General features: G+C 52.2%; 16 protein-coding genes and 4 pseudogenes. All 20 read right to left on the reverse strand.

Annotated elements, in window-relative coordinates; translation table 11 throughout:
• Positions 1–85 precede the first annotated feature (85 nt).
• Positions 86–355, reverse strand: a pseudogene (locus IM282_RS00740) (type IV secretion protein Rhs); the annotation flags it as partial.
• 4 nt (positions 356–359) lie between these two features.
• Positions 360–455 (reverse strand): annotated as a pseudogene (locus IM282_RS00745) (type VI secretion system lipoprotein TssJ); the annotation flags it as partial.
• Between the two features lie 2 nt (positions 456–457).
• A pseudogene (locus IM282_RS00750) lies at positions 458–2047 on the reverse strand (type VI secretion system Vgr family protein); the annotation flags it as partial.
• A gap of 13 nt (positions 2048–2060) precedes the next feature.
• Positions 2061–2777 carry an Imm52 family immunity protein gene (locus tag IM282_RS00755; RefSeq protein WP_192970011.1) on the reverse strand — a complete coding sequence of 239 codons (717 nt, stop codon included), beginning with the start codon at positions 2775–2777 and terminating at the stop codon, positions 2061–2063.
• Positions 2774–3544 (reverse strand): Tox-REase-5 domain-containing protein, encoded by a 771-nt coding sequence (locus IM282_RS00760; RefSeq protein ID WP_226839796.1) that lies wholly within the window; start codon positions 3542–3544, stop codon positions 2774–2776. Before IM282_RS00760 ends, IM282_RS00755 begins: the two co-directional genes overlap by 4 nt.
• A complete protein-coding gene (locus IM282_RS00765; protein ID WP_126314924.1) occupies positions 3544–3888 on the reverse strand; it encodes a hypothetical protein in 345 nt (114 codons plus the stop codon). Before IM282_RS00765 ends, IM282_RS00760 begins: the two co-directional genes overlap by 1 nt.
• The gene (locus IM282_RS00770; RefSeq protein WP_126314925.1) at positions 3882–4385 is read right to left on the reverse strand and encodes a DUF4123 domain-containing protein; all 504 of its coding nucleotides are present in this window, start codon (positions 4383–4385) and stop codon (positions 3882–3884) included. Before IM282_RS00770 ends, IM282_RS00765 begins: the two co-directional genes overlap by 7 nt.
• The gene (locus IM282_RS00775; protein ID WP_192970012.1) at positions 4382–6703 is read right to left on the reverse strand and encodes a type VI secretion system Vgr family protein; all 2322 of its coding nucleotides are present in this window, start codon (positions 6701–6703) and stop codon (positions 4382–4384) included. The genes IM282_RS00770 and IM282_RS00775 overlap by 4 nt, the downstream gene beginning before the upstream one ends.
• Before the next feature lie 4 nt (positions 6704–6707).
• Complete coding sequence (tssJ, locus tag IM282_RS00780; protein WP_063149881.1) at positions 6708–7232, reverse strand: type VI secretion system lipoprotein TssJ; 525 nt, start codon at positions 7230–7232, stop codon at positions 6708–6710.
• A 35-nt stretch (positions 7233–7267) separates the two neighbouring features.
• Entirely contained in the window at positions 7268–8350 is a 1083-nt protein-coding gene (gene tssG / locus IM282_RS00785; RefSeq protein WP_063149880.1) for a type VI secretion system baseplate subunit TssG, read from the reverse strand.
• Positions 8314–10083, reverse strand: coding sequence for a type VI secretion system baseplate subunit TssF (tssF, locus tag IM282_RS00790; RefSeq protein WP_058677119.1), 1770 nt, complete (start codon positions 10081–10083; stop codon positions 8314–8316). Before tssF ends, tssG begins: the two co-directional genes overlap by 37 nt.
• Before the next feature lie 32 nt (positions 10084–10115).
• Positions 10116–11723, reverse strand: coding sequence for a type VI secretion system protein TssA (gene tssA / locus IM282_RS00795; RefSeq protein WP_126314928.1), 1608 nt, complete (start codon positions 11721–11723; stop codon positions 10116–10118).
• A gap of 19 nt (positions 11724–11742) precedes the next feature.
• On the reverse strand, positions 11743–15114 hold the full coding sequence (locus tag IM282_RS00800) for an ImcF-related family protein (RefSeq protein ID WP_126314929.1): 3372 nt from the start codon (positions 15112–15114) through the stop codon (positions 11743–11745).
• Positions 15107–16315 carry a hypothetical protein gene (locus tag IM282_RS00805; RefSeq protein ID WP_126314930.1) on the reverse strand — a complete coding sequence of 403 codons (1209 nt, stop codon included), beginning with the start codon at positions 16313–16315 and terminating at the stop codon, positions 15107–15109. Before IM282_RS00805 ends, IM282_RS00800 begins: the two co-directional genes overlap by 8 nt.
• 2 nt (positions 16316–16317) lie before the next feature.
• The gene (locus IM282_RS00810) at positions 16318–16581 is read right to left on the reverse strand and encodes a PAAR domain-containing protein (RefSeq protein WP_058677123.1); all 264 of its coding nucleotides are present in this window, start codon (positions 16579–16581) and stop codon (positions 16318–16320) included.
• A gap of 106 nt (positions 16582–16687) precedes the next feature.
• Entirely contained in the window at positions 16688–17056 is a 369-nt protein-coding gene (locus IM282_RS00815; protein WP_192970013.1) for a hypothetical protein, read from the reverse strand.
• A 119-nt stretch (positions 17057–17175) separates the two neighbouring features.
• A complete protein-coding gene (locus IM282_RS00820) occupies positions 17176–17646 on the reverse strand; it encodes a hypothetical protein (protein ID WP_126314932.1) in 471 nt (156 codons plus the stop codon).
• Positions 17633–19402, reverse strand: a pseudogene (locus tag IM282_RS21810) (hypothetical protein); the annotation flags it as partial. The gene IM282_RS00820 and the pseudogene IM282_RS21810, both read right to left, overlap by 14 nt.
• Positions 19403–19425: 23 nt before the next feature.
• A complete protein-coding gene (locus IM282_RS00830) occupies positions 19426–19782 on the reverse strand; it encodes a hypothetical protein (RefSeq protein ID WP_063149875.1) in 357 nt (118 codons plus the stop codon).
• On the reverse strand, positions 19772–22417 hold the full coding sequence (locus IM282_RS00835) for a hypothetical protein (RefSeq protein ID WP_226839797.1): 2646 nt from the start codon (positions 22415–22417) through the stop codon (positions 19772–19774). Before IM282_RS00835 ends, IM282_RS00830 begins: the two co-directional genes overlap by 11 nt.
• Between the last annotated feature and the right edge of the window lie 8 nt (positions 22418–22425).

Below are 22425 nucleotides of genomic sequence, written 5' to 3' on the forward strand. Positions count from 1 at the left end.
TTATAAAGCTATGCATTTATATTCACCTCTTTCCAGTAAACATATTCCTCCAAATCTACCTTATTCAAATGAATGATAAGGTAGAAGACTGGTCCTTTGAGGTGGAAAGCCATTCCAGGCGGGTCACCATGCCGTGCACACTTTTGCCGCTCCGCATCCGGAAGGAGGCATATTTCATCAGCACCTGTTCCGGGGTAATGTTCGCCTGAAACGTTGTGAACTCAATGTCCCAGCGGAATGGTTCGCTCAGTGCTTCCCTGCCGTAAAAGCGCAGAACATCCGGCTTCACTGAACTGTCATTGATATCCAGAAAATATCGGGTCTGTCCGTCAAAAAGCGCTAACCAGTTATCCATCACGTCACTCCTTCACCGGCACGAGGCTGAGCCAGCCATCACCCAGTTCAATCGTGCGGGGTTTGTCCGGGTCCAGGTCATCCCGGCTTAGTACCAGCCGCCGATGTCACTCGCCGAACTCAACGTCAACTTTTTCTCCGCAAACAGCCGCATGTTGGCGTTCTGCGCCTGGACCTCCACCGGCCCTTCCCCTGACTTGACGCTCAGCTGACCGGTACGGGCAAAGAGCCCCAGCTTCTCTCCGGTAAGCAGGGTCAGATTGCCCATAGCGCCTGTGCTGATATCTCCGCCAGCATTAATGGCGACGTTTTTGCTGGCGGCAATTTGCAGATGCTCACCGCTGGTCAGCGCCATCCCTTCCGGGGCGGACATCAGCAGCGCCTCATTGAGCGGTTTCAGCCGCTGTTCGAACATCCGTATCTGGCTGTCGACATCCGCTTTCAGCGCCTGCGCCTGCTCTGTCGCCATTTCCAGCTGTTGCAGATGCTGGTTAAGCCGGTCGATTTCCTTCAGCGCGGTGTCCATGTCCAGTGCGTCACCCTGCGCCTTCGCCTGCGCATCCGCACTGACAAACAGCCCTTTCCCGGCACGCAGGGTTCCCCACTCATCGGTGCGCAGTTCAGTGCCCTGCCCGCGACGCTGCCCCTGGCTGTCCACCAGATGCCCGCTGTTGAGCTGCGTTTTGCCGTACTCCGTGGCGAGTCTGATGTGCTCCTCACCGCGCTTGTCTTCCATCCGCAATTTTGAGTTGGCAGGCGTCCGGAGGATGTTCCGGGTGTGGTTGTCCCGGTTCACGAGGTCAGGATGTTCAGAGTCGTGCAGCGCATACGCGATGTACGGCAGGTCAATATCACCGTTGCTGTACGCAATCGCCACTTCGGTCCCGTCGGTGAGCGGCGTATGCCAGCCCAGCGTTTCACCGGCATATGGCTTCGCCATCCGCAGCCACAGGTAGCCATAGCCCGGCTCTGTCCCCTCCCTGTCGAAGTCCGGCTTCACCCGGTAGCGCCCCTGCCCGTCCAGGTGAGCGTAGATATCGTTCTTCTCCCGGCTCTCAATGTGGGCGGGCAGGGTACCGTGGATTTCCGGACGCGAAACTTCCGTCGGGCGGAAACAGTACCGTTCGGTGTAAGGCATGCCCCACACCGATACGAGCAGGCGGGACTCCCGCGCTCCCCGGAAGGTCACCAGCGTGAGGACGACGCCTTCTTTCAGGGCCGTAATGACATCCCCCTGCGGCTCCAGCACCTGCCCCGGCGTAAGGTTGGCGGCATTGCTGAACAGGTGGATACGGGCTGATTTATTGAGTTCCTGCTCGTGATGAAGCCGGGCGTAGAACGCGCCGGATTCGGTTTCCGGCTCCGGGTCGCTGTCGTCGCCTGCTTCCCGGTACGGCGCTTTGTAGCGGTAGTGCTCACCCGTCGTCACCGCATCACTGCGTACGCTGACCGTCGCATCCATCGGCGTGGTGGCTGTCCGGTAGTTGTAATCCCGCGTGGCGACGGTGCCGGTGACAATCCTGTGCCAGGTCCGCACATCCCAGACCGATTCTGCCGCGCCGTCGAACAGACCCGATAGCTCGCTGTAGGGCAGGCGCACATCAAACCGGTAGTTCAGCTGGCTGTCGGCAAAAATGTACGTATCCAGACCGCGCACGTCGTCCATCTCCGTGCGCCAGTAAATCCCTACTTCGCGACTGTCAGAATTAAAGCTCTGTCATCAGTGGCAACAAGCCAAGATCCAGAAGCTTAATTTCAATATCGTTAGCTTTGCCTATGTGCTCTTTATTATTTCCATCAAATATCTCTTCGGTAGAAACAACCATTGTTCCTTTTTGTTTTGTATCATCCATAACAGGGATAACTCTGGCAGCCTCAGGAATTAGTTCTGGTAAGATTATTGCCGGAATAAAAATCATCCATCCGACACAAATCCGATCAGGAAAAACATTATTGCCATAATTCCAGTAGCCATTTGTATTTATAGCAGCATATACATGTTCTTTATTAGAAACTAAAGAAATCATAAATTCAATGATTCTATTTGTATTTATTTCATCTTGATTACATGTAACACTAACATCCAAATTGGTTTTTTTAATATTATCGATGTGCTTCTTTATGTAATTTATTGAACATATTTTACTATCAATCTCACCATCCCATACACCTTCAATAATTAGCGGATATTCTTTTTTTATTTGGTTACGCCATTTCTCAATCACCCCAGGCCCGGCTTTGCCATGGTTAAATACTACATGTTCAAGTGCTTGCTTTCTTGAATATCCCTTTTCATACCATCTTTTTTTTGTGTTTAATAATAAATCTATCGCCATTGAAATATGAAATAACTCATCGAGACACAATTCAACATCTGGAGAACGAGTATCATCATAGTAAACATTTGCTGATATTCTTATCATGGCACCCACCTTGTAATTATATCTTTAAAATCTTTAAACATTTTCGAGAAGTATCGATAACTCACTGGTTGCATAAAAAACCAGACAACTTTTAATGGTTGATTCACTGTCGCAACAGCCTGATGACGCGCTGCCTGGCTTAAACCACTTTTATAACCTTTCCACCACCCCTTGGGGTCTCCAAACGCATCAAAAAACTGGTCATATCGCGCCTTTGCCTCCCAGAACTGACACAGCTTATCTTTCCAGCCGTCAAATGATACGCCGCAGTATTTAAATTCCTGTATCTGCTTGGTTTCCGGATTATAAAATGTGCCGCAGATACGCGTCTGGTAGCTGATTGTAACCATACTCCAGCGCGAACAGCGCCTCACCATCGGCATCACCTTCCCTTCCGGTGGACAGTTCTCACAGGTCTTTTCATCCGTCTTCGACTGTGCTCCGGCTCTGGTATCAATACCTTCATAGTTCACCGTTTCTAAATAATCCATATCGTCTTCCCAGAAATCTCCGTGCGTCTCCGCGCTGACCACCATCGGTTCATTCAGCATCGGATCATAGGGTTTTCCCTGGTAATCAAATCCCCCCTGGCTCCGGGACTGCGCACTTCCTGAACCAGGATAAGACATATCCTCATCTTCCCAGCCTCCATGGCTGCCTCCTGCTCCGGGAAAGGTTGATGTTCCGGTCGCACCACCAGCCGCACCGGCACTTCCGGCAGCTGCGCCTCCCATTCCCCCGTTAATTACTGGTGGGATCATAACCATCAGAGTCCTCTCCTTTCCCTGTTTATCATCACATGCATATAGTCTTCCACCCGTTGATCAGTTGAATAGCCGTTTGGGGTTCTCAGCCATTTATCCACTTCGGGCTTCAGATAAAAACCAGGCCAGAACGCTTCCAGGAACAAAAAATCTCGCTTCACATTCTTTTCTTTCAGCGGCAGGGTATTGGCATAATCCAGTGCATTTCTCAGGCGAACATGGAACGTTTCATCCGGTTCGTTAATCCCCGGAAATTTCCTCTTCAGTCTTTGCGCGGTATCGCGAACAAAATCATTAACTTCCATTTTGTCCACACCGGCACACTGCTCTTCAGACAGCTTCAGCATATGAATTCCCTTTGTTTAAATGACCAGGCTTTCCCGTCCACCGTTGTCAGCCATTCACGCATTAAACCTGTCATTTCCCGGTGCTGCTGACTGTTCAGCATCGTCCCCAAACGAACCTGAACACGCGGGTCCTGAAAACGCAGTAAAGCAACCCGTCCGTCCGGAAGTCCTGTGTTCATATATCTCTGTAAATGCGCAACCAGTTCCTCCGGCGTGGAGCCTGACACTATCCAGGACACGCCGGGTAATGCAATGTCCAGGGCTTCCAGTTGCTCCCTCATTGCCATTGTTTCATTCATCCTGATTAGCCACGGTCCGGCAAAGGCAATACGCGAATCCGGCCAGGTATCAAGTAAGGGCAAACAAACGTCCTGCTTTATTTTCAGTTCATAACCGGTGAAGCGCTCATATTGCAGGCCATCAACTAAAGCAAACACTGAAACGTCTGATGAATGAACCAGGAACTGCATTGCGAGGCAAAAGCTGATACTGCTCATGATTCACCTCTTACAACAAAAGTGTCACCGTTCATCGCGGCCTTCATCAGACAACTGAGGCAGATACCGCCACCAGTTGTCGCCTTAACCGGTATTGATGCAGCACCCGCCGCCATCGTCCGCTTCACTTTGCGCAGATACGTCGCTGTCGTGCCGTACTCCACCTTCCCCGCCTCAAGCCGCAGGTAACTGCCGCCACCAATTAACGTAATACGCTTCTTCCCGGCAAACGAAATATCACCCGCCGAGCTCAGCGTCAGTTTCTTCTCAGCGAACAACCGCATACTGGCATTCTGCGCCTGGACATCTATTGGCCCTTCTCCGGATTTCAGGCTCAGTTGACCGGTGCGGGCAAAGAGCCCCAGTTTTTCCCCGGCCAGCGCGGTCAGGTTGCCCATTGTTCCAGAGCTGATATCGCCCCCGGCGTTAATGGCGACGTTTTTCGTGGCCGCCATTTGCAGGTGCTCGCCGCTGGTCAGCGCTATCCCTTCCGGCGCCGAGAAAAGCACGGCTTCGTTGAGCGGTTTCAGCCGTTGCTCAAACATCCTTATCTGGCTGTCGACATCCGCTTTCAGCGCCTGCGCCTTTTCTGCAGCCATTTCCAGTTTTTGCAGATGCTGGTTAAGCCGGTCGATTTCCTTCAGCGCGGCATCCATATCCAGCGCCTCACCCTGCGCTTTCGCCTGTGCATCCGCAGCGACAAAGAGTCCCTTTCCAGCACGGATTGTTCCCCACTCATCGGTGCGCAGCTCGGTGCCCTGCCCGCGACGCTGCCCCTGGCTGTCCACCAGATGCCCGCTGTTGAGCTGCGTTTTGCCGTATTCCGTGGCGAGTTTGATATGCTCCTCACCGCGCTTGTCTTCCATCCGCAGCTTATTGTTCGCGGGTGTACGCAGGATATTGCGGGTGTGATTGTCCCGGTTAACGTGGTCCGGATGCTCAGAGTCGTGCAGCGCATACGCGATGTACGGCAGGTCGATATCACCGTTGCTGTAGGCAATCGCCACTTCGGTGCCATCGATGAGCGGCGTATGCCAGCCCAGCGTTTCACCGGCATATGGCTTCGCCATCCGCAGCCACAGGTAGCCATAGCCCGGCTCTGTCCCCTCCCTGTCGAAGTCCGGCTTCACCCGGTAGCGCCCCTGCCCGTCCAGGTGAGCGTAGATATCGTTCTTCTCCCGGCTCTCAATTCGGGCCGGAAGTGTGCCGTGAATTTCCGGACGCGGGATTTCCACCGGGCGGTAACAGTAGCGTTCGCTGTAAGGCAGGCCCCAGACCGACACATGCAGACGGGAATCCCGGGCGCCCCGGAAGGTCACCAGCGTGAGGACGACGCCTTCTTTCAGGGCCGTAATGACATCCCCCTGCGGCTCCAGCACCTGCCCCGGCGTAAGGTGGGCGGCATTGCTGAACAGGTGGATACGGGCTGATTTATTGAGTTCCTGCTCGTGATGAAGCCGGGCGTAGAACGCGCCGGATTCGGTTTCCGGCTCAGGGCTGGCGTCATCACCCGCGTCACGATAAGGTGCGGCGTAGCGGTAATGTTCCCCGGTAGTGATCGCCTCATTACGCACGCTGACCGTGGCATCCATCGGCGTGGTGGCTGTCCGGTAGTTGTAATCCCGCGTGGCGACGGTGCCGGTGGCAATGTTGTGCCAGGTTCGCACATCCCAGACCGACTCTGCCGCGCCGTCAAACAACCCCGATGGCTCGCTGTAAGGCAACTGCACATCAAACCGGTAGTTAAGCTGGCTGTCGGCAAAAATGTACGTATCCAGACCGCGCACGTCGTCCATCTCCGTACGCCAGTAAATCCCCACCTCAGACAGAATGCGCCGGATGAACTGTAAATCCGTTTCCCGCCACTGGGTGATAATTTCACGCGGCGGGTAGGTGCGCTCCAGTCTGAATTCAAAATCAGCTCCCTCCAGCCCGTGTTTGCGCAGCACCTGCTCCACCACCTCCGGGACGGACTGGTTCTGAAATACGGCGCACTGGCGGGTGTATCCCAGGAGCGCCAGGCGGGAACTGAGCGTGAGCCGGTAGTGGGACTGGTCATTTGAGGTTGAAAGCCATTCCAGTCGGGTCACCATGCCGTGAACACTTTTACCGCTCCGCATCCGGAAAGAGGCATATTTCATCAGCACCTGTTCCGGGGGGATGTTCGCCTGCCCGGAGGTGAACTCGATGTCCCAGTTGAACGGCTCGCTCAGGGCTTCCCTGCCGCGAAAGCGTAAAACATCCGCCGTCACGGTACTGTCATTAATATCCAGAAAATAACGCGTCTGTCCGTCAAAAAGCGCCAGCCAGTTATCCATTACGTCACTCCTTTACCGGCACGAGGCTGAGCCAGCCATCACCCAGTTCAATCGTACGGGGTTTGTCCGGGTCGAGGTCGTCACGGGTCAGCACCAGGCGCCAGCGGTTGTCCTGCTGATCCGGGCGGTTAAACAGCCCCACCACCGCCACGAACTCAGCGTCTTCATCCATGGGCATATTAAGCGTCACGCTGCCCCCGGGCATCACCAGCAGCTCTTTTGACGCCAGCTCGTCCTCTTTCATGACCGTATCGGCCTTACGCAGCAGCGTCTGGTAGTCTGCTGCATCAATATTCTTACGGTCTTTAAGCTGGTAGACCCGCACCATCGTCGCCAGCGGCGTCTGTGCGCCATCGGCGTTTATGGCCGTGCGCGGGGTAAAATCCAGATGCAGCGCTTTAATTTTCTTGTAGAAGATGGATTTCGTGATGCTGACCGTACCGTCCGTGACGGTCTGTGTCAGACCGCAGCCTGTGAGCAGACCACAGGCAATAAGCGTCAGCGCCCACCAGCGGGTTACTGTTGCCATTCAAAAGTTCCTTTATTGAGAATGTGAATATGTATTTAGTCGAAGCGGTAATGTCCGTCTTCAGCGGGAGGGAACGCAGAACACCGGAGCCCTTCATAGCAGCCCAGACTGACAGTCAGTGTTTCCCGGTTATCGCTGAGTCTGCCGTCCTTCAGTCCGAGCAAGCCGGTGCGCCCGAGCTGAATACGCTTGCCTTTGCCCAGGCGCGGCTCAGGCAACAACCACACGGGTACAGTGAGGCGCAGTCGGGCATTGCTGCGGTAACCAAGATAGACGCCCATCAGGACCAGCAAATCGGTATGGAGGATGCCACCGGGTAACCAGCCTTCGGCTTCGCCGGGATCTTCCGTGACCAGTGTCACCAGCACTCTGCTACAGGCTTCCCTGCCCGTTTTACCCAGCGTGGCCCGCTGTGAAAGACGGACGCAGTTTCCGGTACCCAGCCCACTGCGGTTATCAATATGGAGCTTTACCGGATCCGGTTCGGTGATAAATACCCAGGTATTCGGTGCCAGCAGGCTCACCAGAGCACGGATGCCTTCAGCATTGCGGGTGGGCAATCGCATGGTCCCCAGCAGGGCCAGGAAGCGGGAAACCGGCGTTGCCACCCGATCAGCCGTGCCCGGTATACCGAGCCCCACCAGTCCCAGCAGACACTGCGAGGTGGCATCGCGACCACCCGCCTCAAAGGTGGCCGGATACGCGTATTTTCGCCAGATGCGGTAATACTGCGTGGTGATCCGGTGGCTGAAGATATCCAGAAACGAGGTGACCGCCTCATAGCCTTCCCGGCGCTGCGCAATGTCATCCAGATAAGACGTCGGCAGAGGGGAGTCCACGCCATACATCCCCAGAAATGTCGTGCGGACCGTTGGGGGCAATGTCGGGTGGTCTTCGTCGGTCTCAACCGCTTTCAGGGTGCTGACCGGGAAACCCATTCCCGGCCAGGGTCTGAAACGTACTGGGTCGTTGCCCGGATGGCTGGTGGTGCCCAGTTTTGGCGCGTCCGGATTTTCCTGCTCCAGCAACTGGCAGAAACGATAGAAATTGACCCGCCAGATGTCTTTATCAAGAGCTAACGTCAGCCCGGTACGTGCTGGCTGTGATTCTCGCGCCATCTCAGTCGTTTCCCTGTCGGTTGCAGTACCAGCGTGAGCTGGTTAAAGAGGTGAATATCGGCATAGAGCGCGAAGAATCGGTGCAGCATCTCGCCGAAGAGATTCACATCGCCCTCGCCTGCAAAATTGTCCATGTTCAGCGTGACCTCAATATCCACACCCCGGAGCATAAAGCCCTTCTCAAAACGGCGGATCAGAGTGTGTTTCACGGCGACGATTGCTTCAAGCCGACGGCGGTTCATTTCATCGTCGGTCCAGTCGTACAGCGCCAGCGTGCCCCGCAGGACCTCAGGATTGTCCATCATGCTGAGGAAGTTTGAGCCGAGGTGGCTCATCACTCGCCAGTGAAAGCGGTCGTTTGCAGGGGGATACAGCGGCATCGTCGGTGCTGTGAGGTTGAGGACCCTGACGGGCACCTTGCCGGATTTGACCACCCTGTCCAGCAAGGTACTTTCCAGTGCCTTACGCGGAAGCTGACCGTTGGTCCCGGTTATTCGCATCGAGAGTGACTCCGGTTTTTCGGACAACTGCTCCAGTTCAAACGAGCGGCCACCGAGAATTAACCAGGTGTCATACAGGCCAGAGGGACCGCGTTTCACGCGGGTGTGGTAATAACGTTCAGGGGCATCGTGGCGCATCATACCGCCCCGGTGTCGGAAGCTGGTGAACGGTACATAAGGATGCTTGCCATTCTTCACCGCGCCGTGAATATTATCGACGCTGTAAATCTCGGTGTGACCATCCTGAAGACGCAATGGCCTGAGCAGGTATTCGTTCTCCAGCGGGTTAAGCGTCAGCGGGTCGGCTTCCAGGGTAAAAAGGTTGATAACCGGCGCACAGTGCAGCCGGAAGTCTTCCGTCTCAAAGGGCAGATCGGATGACCAGGCTTCACTGAGTACAATGTCGATTTCAAACCAGGTGCTGGCCGCAGTGAGCCCGATAATGTCGAGACCGCGCAGCTCCACAAACATAAACTTTGGACGGAAGCTGAAATACTCCAGCAGCAGCTGGTAACCACTGAAGGCCGTATCGGCTTTTTTCCACAGGCCGTCATTGTCATCGAAGCCCATGGGTTTGCACCAGCCATCAAACTGATGTCGTTCAGTATGCGTCCCGGCATGACGCGCATACATGGCATGTACACGCCGGGTCATTGCCAGATGCAGTGCAGAACTCACAGGACTCTCTGCGTTAAGGAATATGGCGACCTTGTCGATCCCGGCTTTACTCCAGTCCACTTTTTCAGGGCATTCGAAGCGCAGACGGATAGCAGAGCGGCCATCGGTTTCAGTATGCAGGTGGGCATCTGCAAGGTGCAGCGGTTGTAGCGGAACATCGCGAGTCGTCCGATACTGACAGGCGGTTTTATGCGGCCCGACAGGACGTGACAAAACGGAAAAGCCTTCAGCCAGCATTTCGGCCTGACGCAGACCACGCCAGTCAGGCGAAAACTCAACGATGCCCAGAGACGGGATAGTCCGCATATAGTGCGGCCACAGCAGACTCACCAGTCCTTCAGTCAGTTCCGGCAGATCATCATCCAGCTTTTCTCGCAGACGGCCCATCAGGAAGGCAAAGCCTTCAAACAGGCGTTCCACATACGGGTCCCGGGCTCCGGGCTTATCGAGATTGAGCATTGCCGCCCGGTCCGGATGTGCCCGGGCAAATTCTTTTCCTGCCTCGCGCAGATAGCGCATTTCGGCTTCAAAATAGCGCAGGGTTAAATCATCCATGCTCGGTATTCCTGATAGTTAACAGACAAAATTCAGCCACACAGCACCATGGCACGGGCAGGATCGATGGTAATCAGCCCCGCCAGCAGGGCATCCATCTCAGGCATCAGCCGGATTTTATCGGACTCGCTGCGACCGGCTTTCATGCGCAACAGTTTCAGACGGCGGGCCTGAACTTCGAACATCAGGCCCGGCTCCCAGTCCCCCATCGTCAACTGCGCCGCACCGGATGTCAGTTCAGCCAGCAGATGAAGCGCCATGTCGTTACGCCCGTATTGTTCCGCAACACGAGCCATCAGCAGACGTATCAGCCAGCGATTTCGCGGAGAGTCCAGTCCGGGGCGGGTCTGGAGCCACGTCAGAGCCGCTTCGGGCCCCTCACTGTCACCCTTCTCCATCGCCTCGGCCTCAAGTGACAGCACCTCATCCCCGTTTACCGCCGCGGACACGACCGGCTCGCTACCGAATGACAGCCCTTCCTCATTCACCTTTTCCGCAATCCATCCAGTTGTCACCTCATCGGCAAACGGGGTACCGTCATTCCAGGCCAGGCTTTCAAGCCCGGGCAGACGCCTGAGGAGGAACCGAAGATCCAGCAGGACTGACTCCGCCAGGTTCTCCCAAGGCTGTCCCGCATGGCTGAGTCCCTGCCAGAGGTACCACTGGAGATCGAGCCAGAAATGATTCACCCCTTCGCAGTACATCTGGCTGGCCTGCTCCACCAGCTCAGCCCAGCTTTTTTGCAGGTACAAACGCTTCAGCTGCGCCCGGTACTCTGGTTTAGGCGGAATCAGCCGGGTACGACCACTGCTGTCCAGCGGTGGAATTTGATCGACGGTATCCCAGCGAACGGTTTTCATCAGCCGGTGAGAGGCCAGCCACCCCTGGGGTTGTTCTCCGAGCCAGCGGGAGAGTACCTTTGCCTGATCCAGCAAATCGCGCCCCGACTTCACGTCCGTCAGCAGTGGCGACGGAGAAAAGGCAGCGTCATGCCCGGTATCCTGAGAGCTGCTGTTCTGGGGGATTAGCGCTGTCACCCCGCCAGAACGCGCCAGACGGTTTTCCAGCGCGCTACAAAGGCCAGCGAATGCGGGTTTTTCATTTTCAGGCCAGTCTGAGACCACCTTACTCAGCAGAGTGACCGCTCCGGCCGTCAGGCCGGCATCTTCCCGATCGACTTCCGGCCAGCGCGAGAACGTATCAAGTACTTTTGAACTGTTGAGCCACTCCAGCGCGGCTTTCCGGGCATTCGGGCGTAGCGGATGGCAGTGTCTGCCGTAGCGGGACAACATCGCGACCAGCAGCAGTATCCCTTCCGCCAGGCCTTTCTCGCCGTCACGGCTCAGCCGGGCCTGGGTATACCAGGTAACAACACGGATATCTTTGGCGTATTCACACAGTATTTTTTCCGCCAGCGTGCAGAGCAACTCCGGATCGGTGCCCGAAAGTTTGTTGATTTCTTCACGCATCAGTTGGAAATCATCGTCACAGGCCGGATCGTCACCCGTTTCCTCCCCAGGGCGGATCGGTTTTAACCAGTTCTCCCAGAGGGACAGGGTGCCGGAGGCGCTTTCAGTAAGGCGCAACTGCGCTTCGTGGTTAGTGGTGCATGCCGATAACAGGGCTTCCGGTGAACTCATGTTTTTCCTTGTCTTGTCTTTATTCGACATCTTCAGCGCTGGCCACAACCGTAAAGATGGTTTCAGGCAGCTTAAATCCCTGGAGCTTCAGCAGGGCAAGCGGACCGTCACCCAGCTCACTGCGCATAACAAACTTCAGCGGATTACCGTCGGGGGTGATCCAGACCAGCTGTGTGCGGCTTGCATCAAGAGGTGTAATTAATGCCTCATCCAGCAGCCGGATGAATCCCCAGTTCCCCTGGTTGCTGGTGTAGAGCTGCATCCCGCTGTTCACGCTGCGCCAGCGAAAGCTGACACCCGGGTAATACGTGTTTCCCGGCCAGGTAAAACTCTGCCAGCTTTCCATCTGGTTAAAGAAGTCCAGATTCTGCTCATCAAGCGTCAGCTGCATACGGGCCACATCGCGGGAAGGACGCGCCATTAATTCGAAGTGAACGCCCGCATCGCCCTGGGCAAAAACGATATCCGACAGTTCGGCCAGTTGGTTAATTGCCCGCAGGAAATCCGGGTTCACTTCCATTCCCTGGCTTGCAGAAGGATCCACCACCCAGCGATTCCCCTCCTGGTGGAGAATGCCGCCAAGGCTGGTTTTCAGGAACGTGGCGATGCGACCTGAATCGCCGCGCAGGAACTGAGCCAGCAGCGGTAAGGAGGCATCACTGCCGGTAGCTTTAAACGGATAGCGGCCGGCAAACGCTTTATTCCACTGTTCGACAATGGTCGTCTGCCAGCGGGTATTGAGGCTTTCTGCTGCCGGGGTCAGCACCTGCTGCCAGGCCAGATCCAGCGGCTGAACAAACAGTGACTGGCCGAACCCGCTCCACTCCTGGCCCAGACTCGCCGCCACCAGACTGCTGTAGTCACGCGTGTCGGTCAGGTCAATAGCCTTGCCCTGGAACACGGTCTGAGCCAGCATTTGAGACATCGCCTGTGGATCCGGCGCACTGGTGACCTGCTGGAGTTTCAGCCGTACCTGGGTAACACGGGCAAGCCAGGACTGAAAACTCAGGTTACCGTTACGTCCGGTCCCCTCTTTTCCCTCCATGAATCCCGTCAGCGGACCAAACACATCGTCCAGCGGACCGCGCGGCCCCTGCGCCTGTTCGATAAACTGCTTCACGTTCTTTTTCCGGCCAACCAGCTTTTTCGCCGAATCCACTATCGAATCCGCCAGCGCTTCCCCCTTCTCGCCGGTTTTTCCCTGCCATGCCAGGGTGTTCATCAGCGCCACAAGTGGCGACTGACGCACGTCACCGATCAGATTGAGCTGGGCGATCGCGTCAGAGAGCGAGGCCGCTTCGTGCCACTGGATGCTGTTGACCATATTCAGCCAGGCATTGCCGAAATCGGTAAAGTAACGTTCGGTCAGTCTGGACTTCAGCGCTTCCGGCGAAATATCGCTTCCGGGCTGATGAGTTTTATCCGTCAACACCCAGTCGATTTCATCGCGGCGGGTTTTAACCACCTCATCAATTTCATCCTGCACCTGTTCTTCCCAGGCCTGCCGGGTAAACATGCCCGGCACCACTTCTTCTGTACTGAAGACGGTGGAGGCATCCGTGTCGCCGGTCATATCGGCAAGCGTGAGATCCGGCCAGTTGCTGGCAACGCGCTTCAGCATGTCCTGATACAGCCCGGATTCAGCATTACGCTGGCCAATCTGTTTGAGCAGGATCTGACGTACCGTGCCGATTAATTCAGCATCGGGCTTAATTTTCCATTCCGGATGTGAAGGAAGATTCTGGGCGTAAAAGCCCAGCAGTTTGGGTGCCATTTCCTGCCACGCACCATCCGGCACATTCCGGCGTTTCGGCCAGGCTGCCAGCACGCTTTTTGCCAGCCAGCCCGCGTCCGCTTTGGCCGGTCTGACCAGCATCAGGTAACTTTTCAGCACATCGTAGGTACGCTGTGTGCCCTGTGCTCGGGCATCACTGGCCGGAGGAAGTTGCACAAAGGCATTCAGTTGCTGCCTGAGATGGTCTGCGGTGGCATCCCTCATCAGTTGCGCATTATTCTTCGCATACAGCGGCCAGAGCGCCGTCAGCATGTCGCTATCCTGGTTAAGACCAAAACGGGTGTACCACGGAGCGCCGGTCGCCTCACGATGTTGCAGGCGGGCAATGGATTGCTGTAATACGAGCTGGTTGTGCAGGCGTTCAACCAGGGGGAATGCCGTATCCGCTGCCTGCCTGGCCGTCTCCTGCGCCTGATAAATCTGGGTACGGTTAACGATGAGAGACAACAGTGTACCGGCCCCCCATAAGACCATCAGGGAAAGCAGGATTAACCGCAGCATCTTCAGCCAGCCGAAGCCCAGTTTCCTGGCGCTGACAGCTTCACAGTCATCAATAACGGCTTTCCATGTCGGTGTGTCGAGGTGCGTGTTCGGCACTGTTCCGGCAACGGCCAGTTCAGGGCTGAACATAACGCCGCGTAAACGCCAGGCCGCAGATCCCTGCATCAACCCGCTGAGCAAAACGGTCAGACTGGCTTTCAGTTCCTGCCGCAGAAGGGAAGACAACCGGAGCAGACCGAAATCAGCCGGATTATTCAGTACCTGTGCCATACCGGCTTTTTGCAGACGTTGCATCAATGTAGAAAATGCCTCGCCCGCCTCTTTTACAGTGCCTTCCGGTCCGAATATCACCCCTGCAGCAGTCGTTTCTGCGTCCTGCTGAGCACTCGTGGCTTTGTCAGTCAGCCACAGCCAGACAGGTGCCTGCCAGCCCAGCAGGTGGTCGGCTTTCTGGCGACAACGCAAAAAGGCATCCCGTTCGGTATCCGTCGGGAGGGCTGAGGTACTCATCACCTGAACGATGCCATCAACCGGCTGACCGGGACGCAGACGTTTCAGTTTTAAAAGAAAGATCTCATCCGGGAGTGACTGGGCGTCACCGCCATAAATCAGCACGTTACCGTCGCCTTCCTGCCAGAGGTCATGACACAGGCCCGGTGCTGCTTTCTGGACATCGTCCGTGTTGCCCGTTACCAGCAGGAGTCGCACCTTACAGTGCCAGCGGCGTCCATAGCGAAAGCGCAGGTGTTCGGAAATGGAGTCCTCGTTGAAGACGGGTTCATCGTCATCTTCTTCACTGGCAATAGTGTTCGTCACCGGAGCGACAATCTGAGCCTTTTTCTGCCCCCAGTGGAAATACAACCCGGATTTACCGGCGAAGTCGAAAGCCTTCTCTGTCAGCCAGCCGAGTAAAAACATTGCGGCAACCAGTATGGTGCAGAATGTGAGTATACGCTGGCCGTCATACGGCCCGAATCCAGTGGCCGAAGCCACGTTTTCCGGAAAGGCATAAAACAGAAATGCCACAATGACCGTCAGAAAAAACGCGACAGTCACAACGGAGCCGATGAGTGTTTTGACTTTTACCTTAGACATTCTTAGGCGATTCCTTGCGAACTTCTTCTTTGGTGATGACGGCGACCCAGATGTCGTCTTTGGCAGCGGCGGGTTGTGCGGCGATAACCTGCGGGCCATTACCGCTACAAGCAGAAGAGGCAAGAATAATAGCAAGCCAGGGGGCGGCGCGTCTGGCATATCCCAGAGCGGGATCAATACCATGATTGTCTTTTGACAAGCTGAATGTCACCCCGTTATCTTCACAAGCCATATTCCAGCCACTTCCGCTTGAAAGGATTGGTCCTGTATACCAGGCCGTTTTTAGTGCTTCAGGCGCTGTTGCGGCCCATAAAAGTGCCCTGCCCAGTGTTTTTACAAGCCGTGTTTCCTGGCCCCTTTCAGGGCGATGGAGACATACTGCATCAGGATAACCAACAGCTTTACGGTTGCTGAGCACCACAAGGGTAATAGCATCGGCGTCACCTTCATCAGGCTGAGCAGGCAATGAAAACGTCACTCCTGCAAGAATGCCTGGAGTGTCCCAGCGCTGGTCCAGCCAGGCATCAAACCCCGCAAGACCTTTGCCCGCAAGGAGTCGGAAGACCCGCCCGGTTCTGGCGATGAGTTCATTTCTGAAGTGCTCCTCCAGTCTGGGTCGGATATCGTCGTCACAGTCCAGCATCAGGCAGCAAGGAATATCCTTCGACAGGGTGTCGGTAATTTTTTGTACATGGGCGACAAGAGTTGACGTGGCGGCGATGAGTTCTGTATTCAGATCTGTCTGAAAACTGGCTAAGGCTGCATACCTGACAGCGGTTTTGGAACCACGTGGCGTTGAGGCCTCTGAAGCTGGAACGGTATAATTAAGTGCTCTCACTAGTGCACCAGGGCTATTTCCTGAAAAATGTTGAACGCATGTATCGAGTATCCAAGCACAGCGCTGACCCCGACAAATTTCGCGATCAATAAGCGTTTCGCGCTCCACATTCCGGGACTCGGCCCCCACCTGCTCTGCTTTGTATGCAAACCGGCGCAGGGAGAAAAGCAGTCCCCAAAGACAGAAAGGCAATCCCAGCGCAGTAAACCAGAAAATAAAGCCAGTGCGTTCTGTCGTCCAGTTCCAGAGCGTTAACGCAACCCCTCCTGACATGACAAATGCCAGGAACAGCAGCCAGCGGCGGGTATCAGGTCGTGGAACCTTCGCCGCCTTTTCAGGGATGGTATCCAGCAAGACTGGCATACTCAGGCAACCTTTGCTGGAGCAAAAGAACTGATCAATGTGCAGCCACAACCACATTTATGGCCGTGAAAGGCAACCGGGATCCCGTTATCAAGATAATCAGGGTTACCTTCAATAATGGTTGTCGGACCATGTCCAGGTATCGGACAGGAAACCATGTCACCTTTACGCGCCACGCCAATCCCACCAAATATCATGGTGCCAGAACAGGTCATGACTGAACCACCGTGAGTGGTTTTGTCGCCTTTTCGAATAATCTGCAACATTTATATCTCCATCAATTTATTGTATACAGGGCAGAATAAATTAATATTTATTACTCAGGTAGTTTCAGAATCTTGACCAATGCAGCCAGAGGGTTGTTATGCCTGTTTACTGAATTAGCTTCCTATAAAAGGTGAAAGGATATTTTTTATTCCCTGCTGCATTTGACCATATTCCTTTAAACTGCCCTTTCTCCAACAGACCATCAAACGTCTCCATTCCCTCAGGGACAGAGGCTGACAGCGTCAACCTATCACCGTCCCGACGACCAGTTACATTTATTTTTTTCTTCATTTTTTCATAAAAATAAAAACCAGAAGCATTATTATCATTATATTCGAGGTGCAAACCCATTCTAAATTTATCGTTCAACTTCCCGATATAATTAACTGAATCAAAGTCTATATCACAACTACTTAAACAGCCAATATCATTCAAATTTATAGCATCAATATCTTTACTATCAAGAGCAATCACAGAAAGCTGTTTTTTTTCAACACCATCAGTAATTTGTGACAGATAAAATAAGATGTCATTTCCGGTATATTTATTTGGGCCGTATGATAGCTTATTTTGATTGACACATAATTCTGAAGCTACTTGTAATAGTAAGCCATCTTTTTTTCAGGCATTTTCCCTGCTGATGTATCACATTCCTTGCCAGACCATTTCTTCACGTTGTTATTAAAATCAATAGAACTCTCAATGTAATAATAGTTTACAGGTGAAAGGTGTTTATTGTCATACTTAAACGAAATAAACTCTATAGCTTTGGTGCTATCAAGATACACTTTTGAAAAAACATATCTTTCTCCATACTTTTGCAAAGAGACACTTTCTGTTGTTTCATTCATATCAAAATAAGGGAAGATGTTTTTCCCATTTTCAGCATCTGCCAATTCAACTTTGTAAGATATATCATCAACATTTCGTTCCATATTCAAGAAAACATCGCAAGAAATACTTTCCTTTAGAGAACAGTTCGTAACATCTAAGTCAGCGTTTGCATGTACATAAAAGGAACATACTGATAAAAGAAAACACCACACATTACTAAATTGTTTCATTTATTATCACCTCAAATAATTCAGCATATTCCTTAAACTCATCAGCCTTATCAGGAATACCATGTCGATAGCCATTGATGATTAACCTTGCATTAAAGTAATCGTTTTTACCTGATCCCAAATAAATATCTAATGTATGCCCGGCCCTGAAACCACCATCTTTCATACCTTTCATCATAATTGAAACAGCCGTGCTGAGCTCAAGACAGAGATCTGGACTAGTAACAATGTCTATACCTGTTATGGATTTAAATTTCTCATAGGAAATTTTCCATGTTAACTGAACTAAACCACGTCCGCGATATTTATACCCATCACCAATATTTGTATTGTGGTTCAACATAGCTCTTTGTCGGTTAGATGCCGTTGGACCTGAACCATAATCGACTTCCGCCTTGTCATATGAAATATTTTCACTAATTGGTTTAAAGAACAACCTTTGCCTATAGTCATAAGACTCTATTCTTATTGTAGCAAGCATATACGAGACAAATTTTTCATTAAAATCGTCAAAATAATTATAATACTGTTTCTTCATTTCATTTAGAAGCTTTTGCAATGACTCTTCAGAGTCCTGAGTCAATGCTGGGATGGTTATTTTGTTTCCTCGATCATAGAACCCAAAAACTACAGAATGTTTTTCTTTATACTTTTGAATAAATTTTTCAATATCAAACCATTTAGATGAACTGTTCATCGCCTCCAAAAATACTATAGGATGCATATGCCACGGTTCCGGCCCCAGTGCCACATCCTTTTCGGACACTGCCTTCATCCATGTCATCTTATCCAGAAACGCTTCCAGGTACGTTTTCCATAACGGTGCGTCCGTGGTTAACGTATCCAGGTATGTCTTCCAGAGCGGGTCATCCTTGCCGTAATACCATTCACTGGCGTGCTTCGCTATCACACGGTACAGATGGTCGCGATACGACACATTATGAACCGCCTGAAGATACTCCTGCTCCGAGTAATGCCCATCCTGGTTACTGTCTATCAATTCCAGCAGCCGTTTATAGTTATACTTGTTCAGCGCGTGAGTGGTGCGGGTTTCCTCCTCTGCTGCTTTATACAACTGCTCCAGAATACCCTTCACCACGTTATTTGGTTGTTTTATCCCATCAATCAGGTCAAAACTTTCCGAAGCCTTATTCAGCGTAACAAATCCGAGCTCACCAAGCGCATATTGCGATACTTTCTGAACACTGGCTGCGGCCAGCCAGCCACCTTCAGGTCGTATCTGATAGTATGCCGCATCCTGGTTACTGGACAGCGTGTTCCCCTCAGCATCAACGCCTGGTACTTTTGCCAGTGTCAGAATACCCGGCCCCTTTGTTTTTCGACCGCCTGCTGTTATTCCGGTATCGCTCTTGTCAAACAACGGTGCATCAGCTTTCCAGGTCAGATAAACCGGCGCATCCTCTCCCGCCTTTCCAGGATTGGTGATGAACTTTTCCATATCATCCATGCTCAGGCACTCTATATGCACCTGGTAGCGCGAGCGTTTGCCATTTTCTTCCGGTAGCTGATAAAAACCCATATGCCCGAGACTGTCTCCGGCATTGACCGGTACAGGCGCTGAAGGTACATACACATCATCAAAAACGGGTTCACTACCGGATGCTGCCGGTGCAACCGACGTCAGACTGTCACCGTCTGATACTACCCATACCCGGTCGCCCTTTTTCAACTTATCCTTATCCCGGCCCAGAGTGACCAGACTGAATGTTCTTGCTGCATCGCCTGGACGTTGGCCACTACCACTAGATAATACATCCGTTAAGGTTGCATATTATTAAAATATTCCGTTTCTTCCTTGTAACCTTTAGTTAAACAATTATTGACTTCAGAAATTTCCGCATCAGTACCATGTGATTCTGATGTCTCCAGTGAACATCTTTTTTCAATGGTAATATCCCATGACGCCCTAAGGGAATCAATTAAATGTTTTTTCTCTGGGTTATCGTTCGCTTGATTTTGTTGGGCTTGCGTTAATAACGATATAGCATCCTTCTTCAATCTCTCGGACTTGGAGTTAATTTCCAATAATTGTTTATTTTCAGCATCATTAAAAGCGGCAAAAACATTTAATGAATAAAAAGTAAAAATGCCAATCAACAACACTTTAGTTTTCATAAAAAGAAATCCTTTGATTAAATCTTTCTTCTGGTACATTTTGCCAATTGCTTCGGGTAGATAAAACATTACCGAACGAGTTTAAATCCCCTGAATATGCATACCGTTGCATAAGAGATCTGGCATGGGGTGTATAATCACCTCTATAGCGGAGATCAATAAGCACTTCTTTTATTTTCTCTGGTATATCGTTCCATGCTTGCTCTGGTGTTACTTGAGGATTTGGGTGATAGACACGAATCGTATTTGGTTTCTGGCATATTCTTTTAACATCGTCCTCTAGCCTTTGATAACTAATCATAAACATATCATATTGCTGTTTTCTGGTTATCGTAGAGTTCCGTATATCTTCAGATGCTGAGTTAAACCTTGATTGGGCATCTAGCCCAGATAAACCCTGAGAACCGACAAGCCAAGATTTTAATAGTTCGGCAAAACCTATCTGAGTAAGGTCAGCATTTGCCGTAGTTTGTTGTCCAAGATCATACCCACGCCCAATTGTCACACCTGATACTCCGCCTGGCCAATGAATTTTACGACTAAACCATGGGCTAGTATTAATATCATTTCCCTCAGCATCGAAAGTAAGTTGCCCTTTCGGTACTTTTAACCATTTAAGAGCCATCTCATTTTCGTCCATCATTGAACTCAAAAACACCACCGGATGCATATGCCAGGGGTCGGGCCCCAGCACTACGCCCTTTTCGGATACTGCTTTCATCCATGTCATCTTATCCAGAAAGGCTTCCAGGTACGTTTTCCATAACGGTGCGTCCGTGGTTAACGTATCCAGGTATGTCTTCCAGAGCGGGTCATCCTTGCCGTTATACCATTCACTGGCATGCTTCGCTATCACACGGTACAGATGGTCGCGATACGACACATTATGAACCGCCTGAAGATACTCCTGCTCCGAGTAATGCCCGTCCTGGTTACTGTCTATCAATTCCAGCAGCCGTTTATAGTTATACTTGTTCAGCGCGTGAGTGGTGCGGGTTTCCTCCTCTGCTGCTTTATACAACTGCTCCAGAATACCCTTCACCACGTTATTTGGTTGTTTTATCCCATCAATCAGGTCAAAACTTTCCGAAGCCTTATTCAGCGTAACAAATCCGAGCTCACCAAGCGCATATTGCGATACTTTCTGAACACTGGCTGCGGCCAGCCAGCCACCTTCAGGTCGTATCTGATAGTATGCCGCATCCTGGTTACTGGACAGCGTGTTCCCCTCAGCATCAACGCCTGGTACTTTTGCCAGTGTCAGAATACCCGGCCCCTTTGTTTTTCGACCGCCTGCTGTTATTCCGGTATCGCTCTTGTCAAACAACGGTGCATCAGCTTTCCAGGTCAGATAAACCGGCGCATCCTCTCCCGCCTTTCCAGGATTGGTGATGAACTTTTCCATGTCATCCATGCTCAGGCACTCTATATGCACCTGGTAGCGCGAGCGTTTGCCATTTTCTTCCGGTAGCTGATAAAAACCCATATGCCCGAGACTGTCTCCGGCATTGACCGGTACAGGCGCTGAAGGTACATACACATCATCAAAAACGGGTTCACTACCGGATGCTGCCGGTGCAACCGACGTCAGACTGTCACCGTCTGATACTACCCATACCCGGTCGCCCTTTTTCAACTTATCCTTATCCCGGCCCAGAGTGACCAGACTGAATGTTCTTTCTGCATCACCGGAGTTCTTGCCGGGGCGGATGACCTGCTGTGCGGTATTACCGGGCTCGTATGAAAGCGGGAAATCGGCTACCAGACTGCCTGCATTTTTATATTGCAGAACATCGTCACTGCTCAGATAGTACGCCCAGTTTGTACGCGAAGTGCAGTTCACAACACCTTCTGACTCATTAGTGTAAGCCGGGGTACATTTTGCCCACCAGGACGGAACGGGCGCTGACGCCGCCGCTTTCAGAGAACCCCGGTCAGACACCGTCCAGACTTTCGTTCCTGCTGCAAGCGTTTCTCCTGCGGCATTTTTCGTCTCACTGGTAATGGTCACTTCAGTAAACTGACGCCCGTCGCTGCTGCGGGTCACTATGGCATCACTCAGCGTGACGGGCGTGTCTTTAGCCAGTTTTCCGGCTGCGCTCCCCGCCTGCAAATCTTCCGCGCTGGTGTAGTAACGCTGGACTCCTGCCACTTTTCTGTCTGACTGGCTTCCCTGCTGTTTATAAGCAACAAAGGGCGCCAGATTCATATACAGAGTGAAAAATGTCAGTCCACTTTCTTCTGTATCACCCGGCTGGATATAGTGTTTCACCAACACAAAGGATGTTGAAAGAAACAGTTTTTCACCGCGCCATTCAATCGCGGCCCCCTCATAATCCTTACAGACACGCCAGGCAACTATCTCACCATCAGCCATACAACGAATAAATTGCTCCCCTTTATAAGTTTCACGGCAATATTCTTTTTCGGGCTCACTATCTGTACTCAGGGCACACCAGGGAATGGTGGCATCAGTAATATGGATACCGCCATGCCACATTCCCTGGCTTCCCACCAGATATAGTCCCGACCTTTCGCGTTCAAGCTTCAATAATAGCTCTTCAGCAGAAGTAAACTCCTGACCTTTAGCCTCTGAAGGGACGGGAAAACTCTGTTTAGGTATAACTGCTGCCATAAAAAACC

This window comes from Enterobacter cloacae complex sp. P29RS (genome assembly GCF_014893445.1).
In the GTDB taxonomy this organism is placed as follows: domain Bacteria; phylum Pseudomonadota; class Gammaproteobacteria; order Enterobacterales; family Enterobacteriaceae; genus Enterobacter; species Enterobacter intestinihominis.

Excerpts from the sequence above, each read along its gene's own strand:
- IM282_RS00830 (WP_063149875.1), bottom strand. The coding sequence starts at position 19,782 with ATGAAAACTAAAGTGTTGTTGATTGGCATTTTTACTTTTTATTCATTA.
- IM282_RS00805 (WP_126314930.1), bottom strand. The coding sequence starts at position 16,315 with ATGCCAGTCTTGCTGGATACCATCCCTGAAAAGGCGGCGAAGGTTCCA.
- IM282_RS00760 (WP_226839796.1), bottom strand. The coding sequence starts at position 3,544 with ATGGTTATGATCCCACCAGTAATTAACGGGGGAATGGGAGGCGCAGCT.
- tssJ (WP_063149881.1), bottom strand. The coding sequence starts at position 7,232 with ATGGCAACAGTAACCCGCTGGTGGGCGCTGACGCTTATTGCCTGTGGT.
- tssA (WP_126314928.1), bottom strand. The coding sequence starts at position 11,723 with ATGAGTTCACCGGAAGCCCTGTTATCGGCATGCACCACTAACCACGAA.
- IM282_RS00770 (WP_126314925.1), bottom strand. The coding sequence starts at position 4,385 with ATGAGCAGTATCAGCTTTTGCCTCGCAATGCAGTTCCTGGTTCATTCA.
- IM282_RS00820 (WP_126314932.1), bottom strand. The coding sequence starts at position 17,646 with ATGAAACAATTTAGTAATGTGTGGTGTTTTCTTTTATCAGTATGTTCC.
- IM282_RS00800 (WP_126314929.1), bottom strand. The coding sequence starts at position 15,114 with ATGTCTAAGGTAAAAGTCAAAACACTCATCGGCTCCGTTGTGACTGTC.
- tssF (WP_058677119.1), bottom strand. The coding sequence starts at position 10,083 with ATGGATGATTTAACCCTGCGCTATTTTGAAGCCGAAATGCGCTATCTG.
- IM282_RS00810 (WP_058677123.1), bottom strand. The coding sequence starts at position 16,581 with ATGTTGCAGATTATTCGAAAAGGCGACAAAACCACTCACGGTGGTTCA.
- IM282_RS00775 (WP_192970012.1), bottom strand. The coding sequence starts at position 6,703 with ATGGATAACTGGCTGGCGCTTTTTGACGGACAGACGCGTTATTTTCTG.
- IM282_RS00755 (WP_192970011.1), bottom strand. The coding sequence starts at position 2,777 with ATGATAAGAATATCAGCAAATGTTTACTATGATGATACTCGTTCTCCA.
- IM282_RS00765 (WP_126314924.1), bottom strand. The coding sequence starts at position 3,888 with ATGCTGAAGCTGTCTGAAGAGCAGTGTGCCGGTGTGGACAAAATGGAA.
- tssG (WP_063149880.1), bottom strand. The coding sequence starts at position 8,350 with ATGGCGCGAGAATCACAGCCAGCACGTACCGGGCTGACGTTAGCTCTT.
- IM282_RS00835 (WP_226839797.1), bottom strand. The coding sequence starts at position 22,417 with ATGGCAGCAGTTATACCTAAACAGAGTTTTCCCGTCCCTTCAGAGGCT.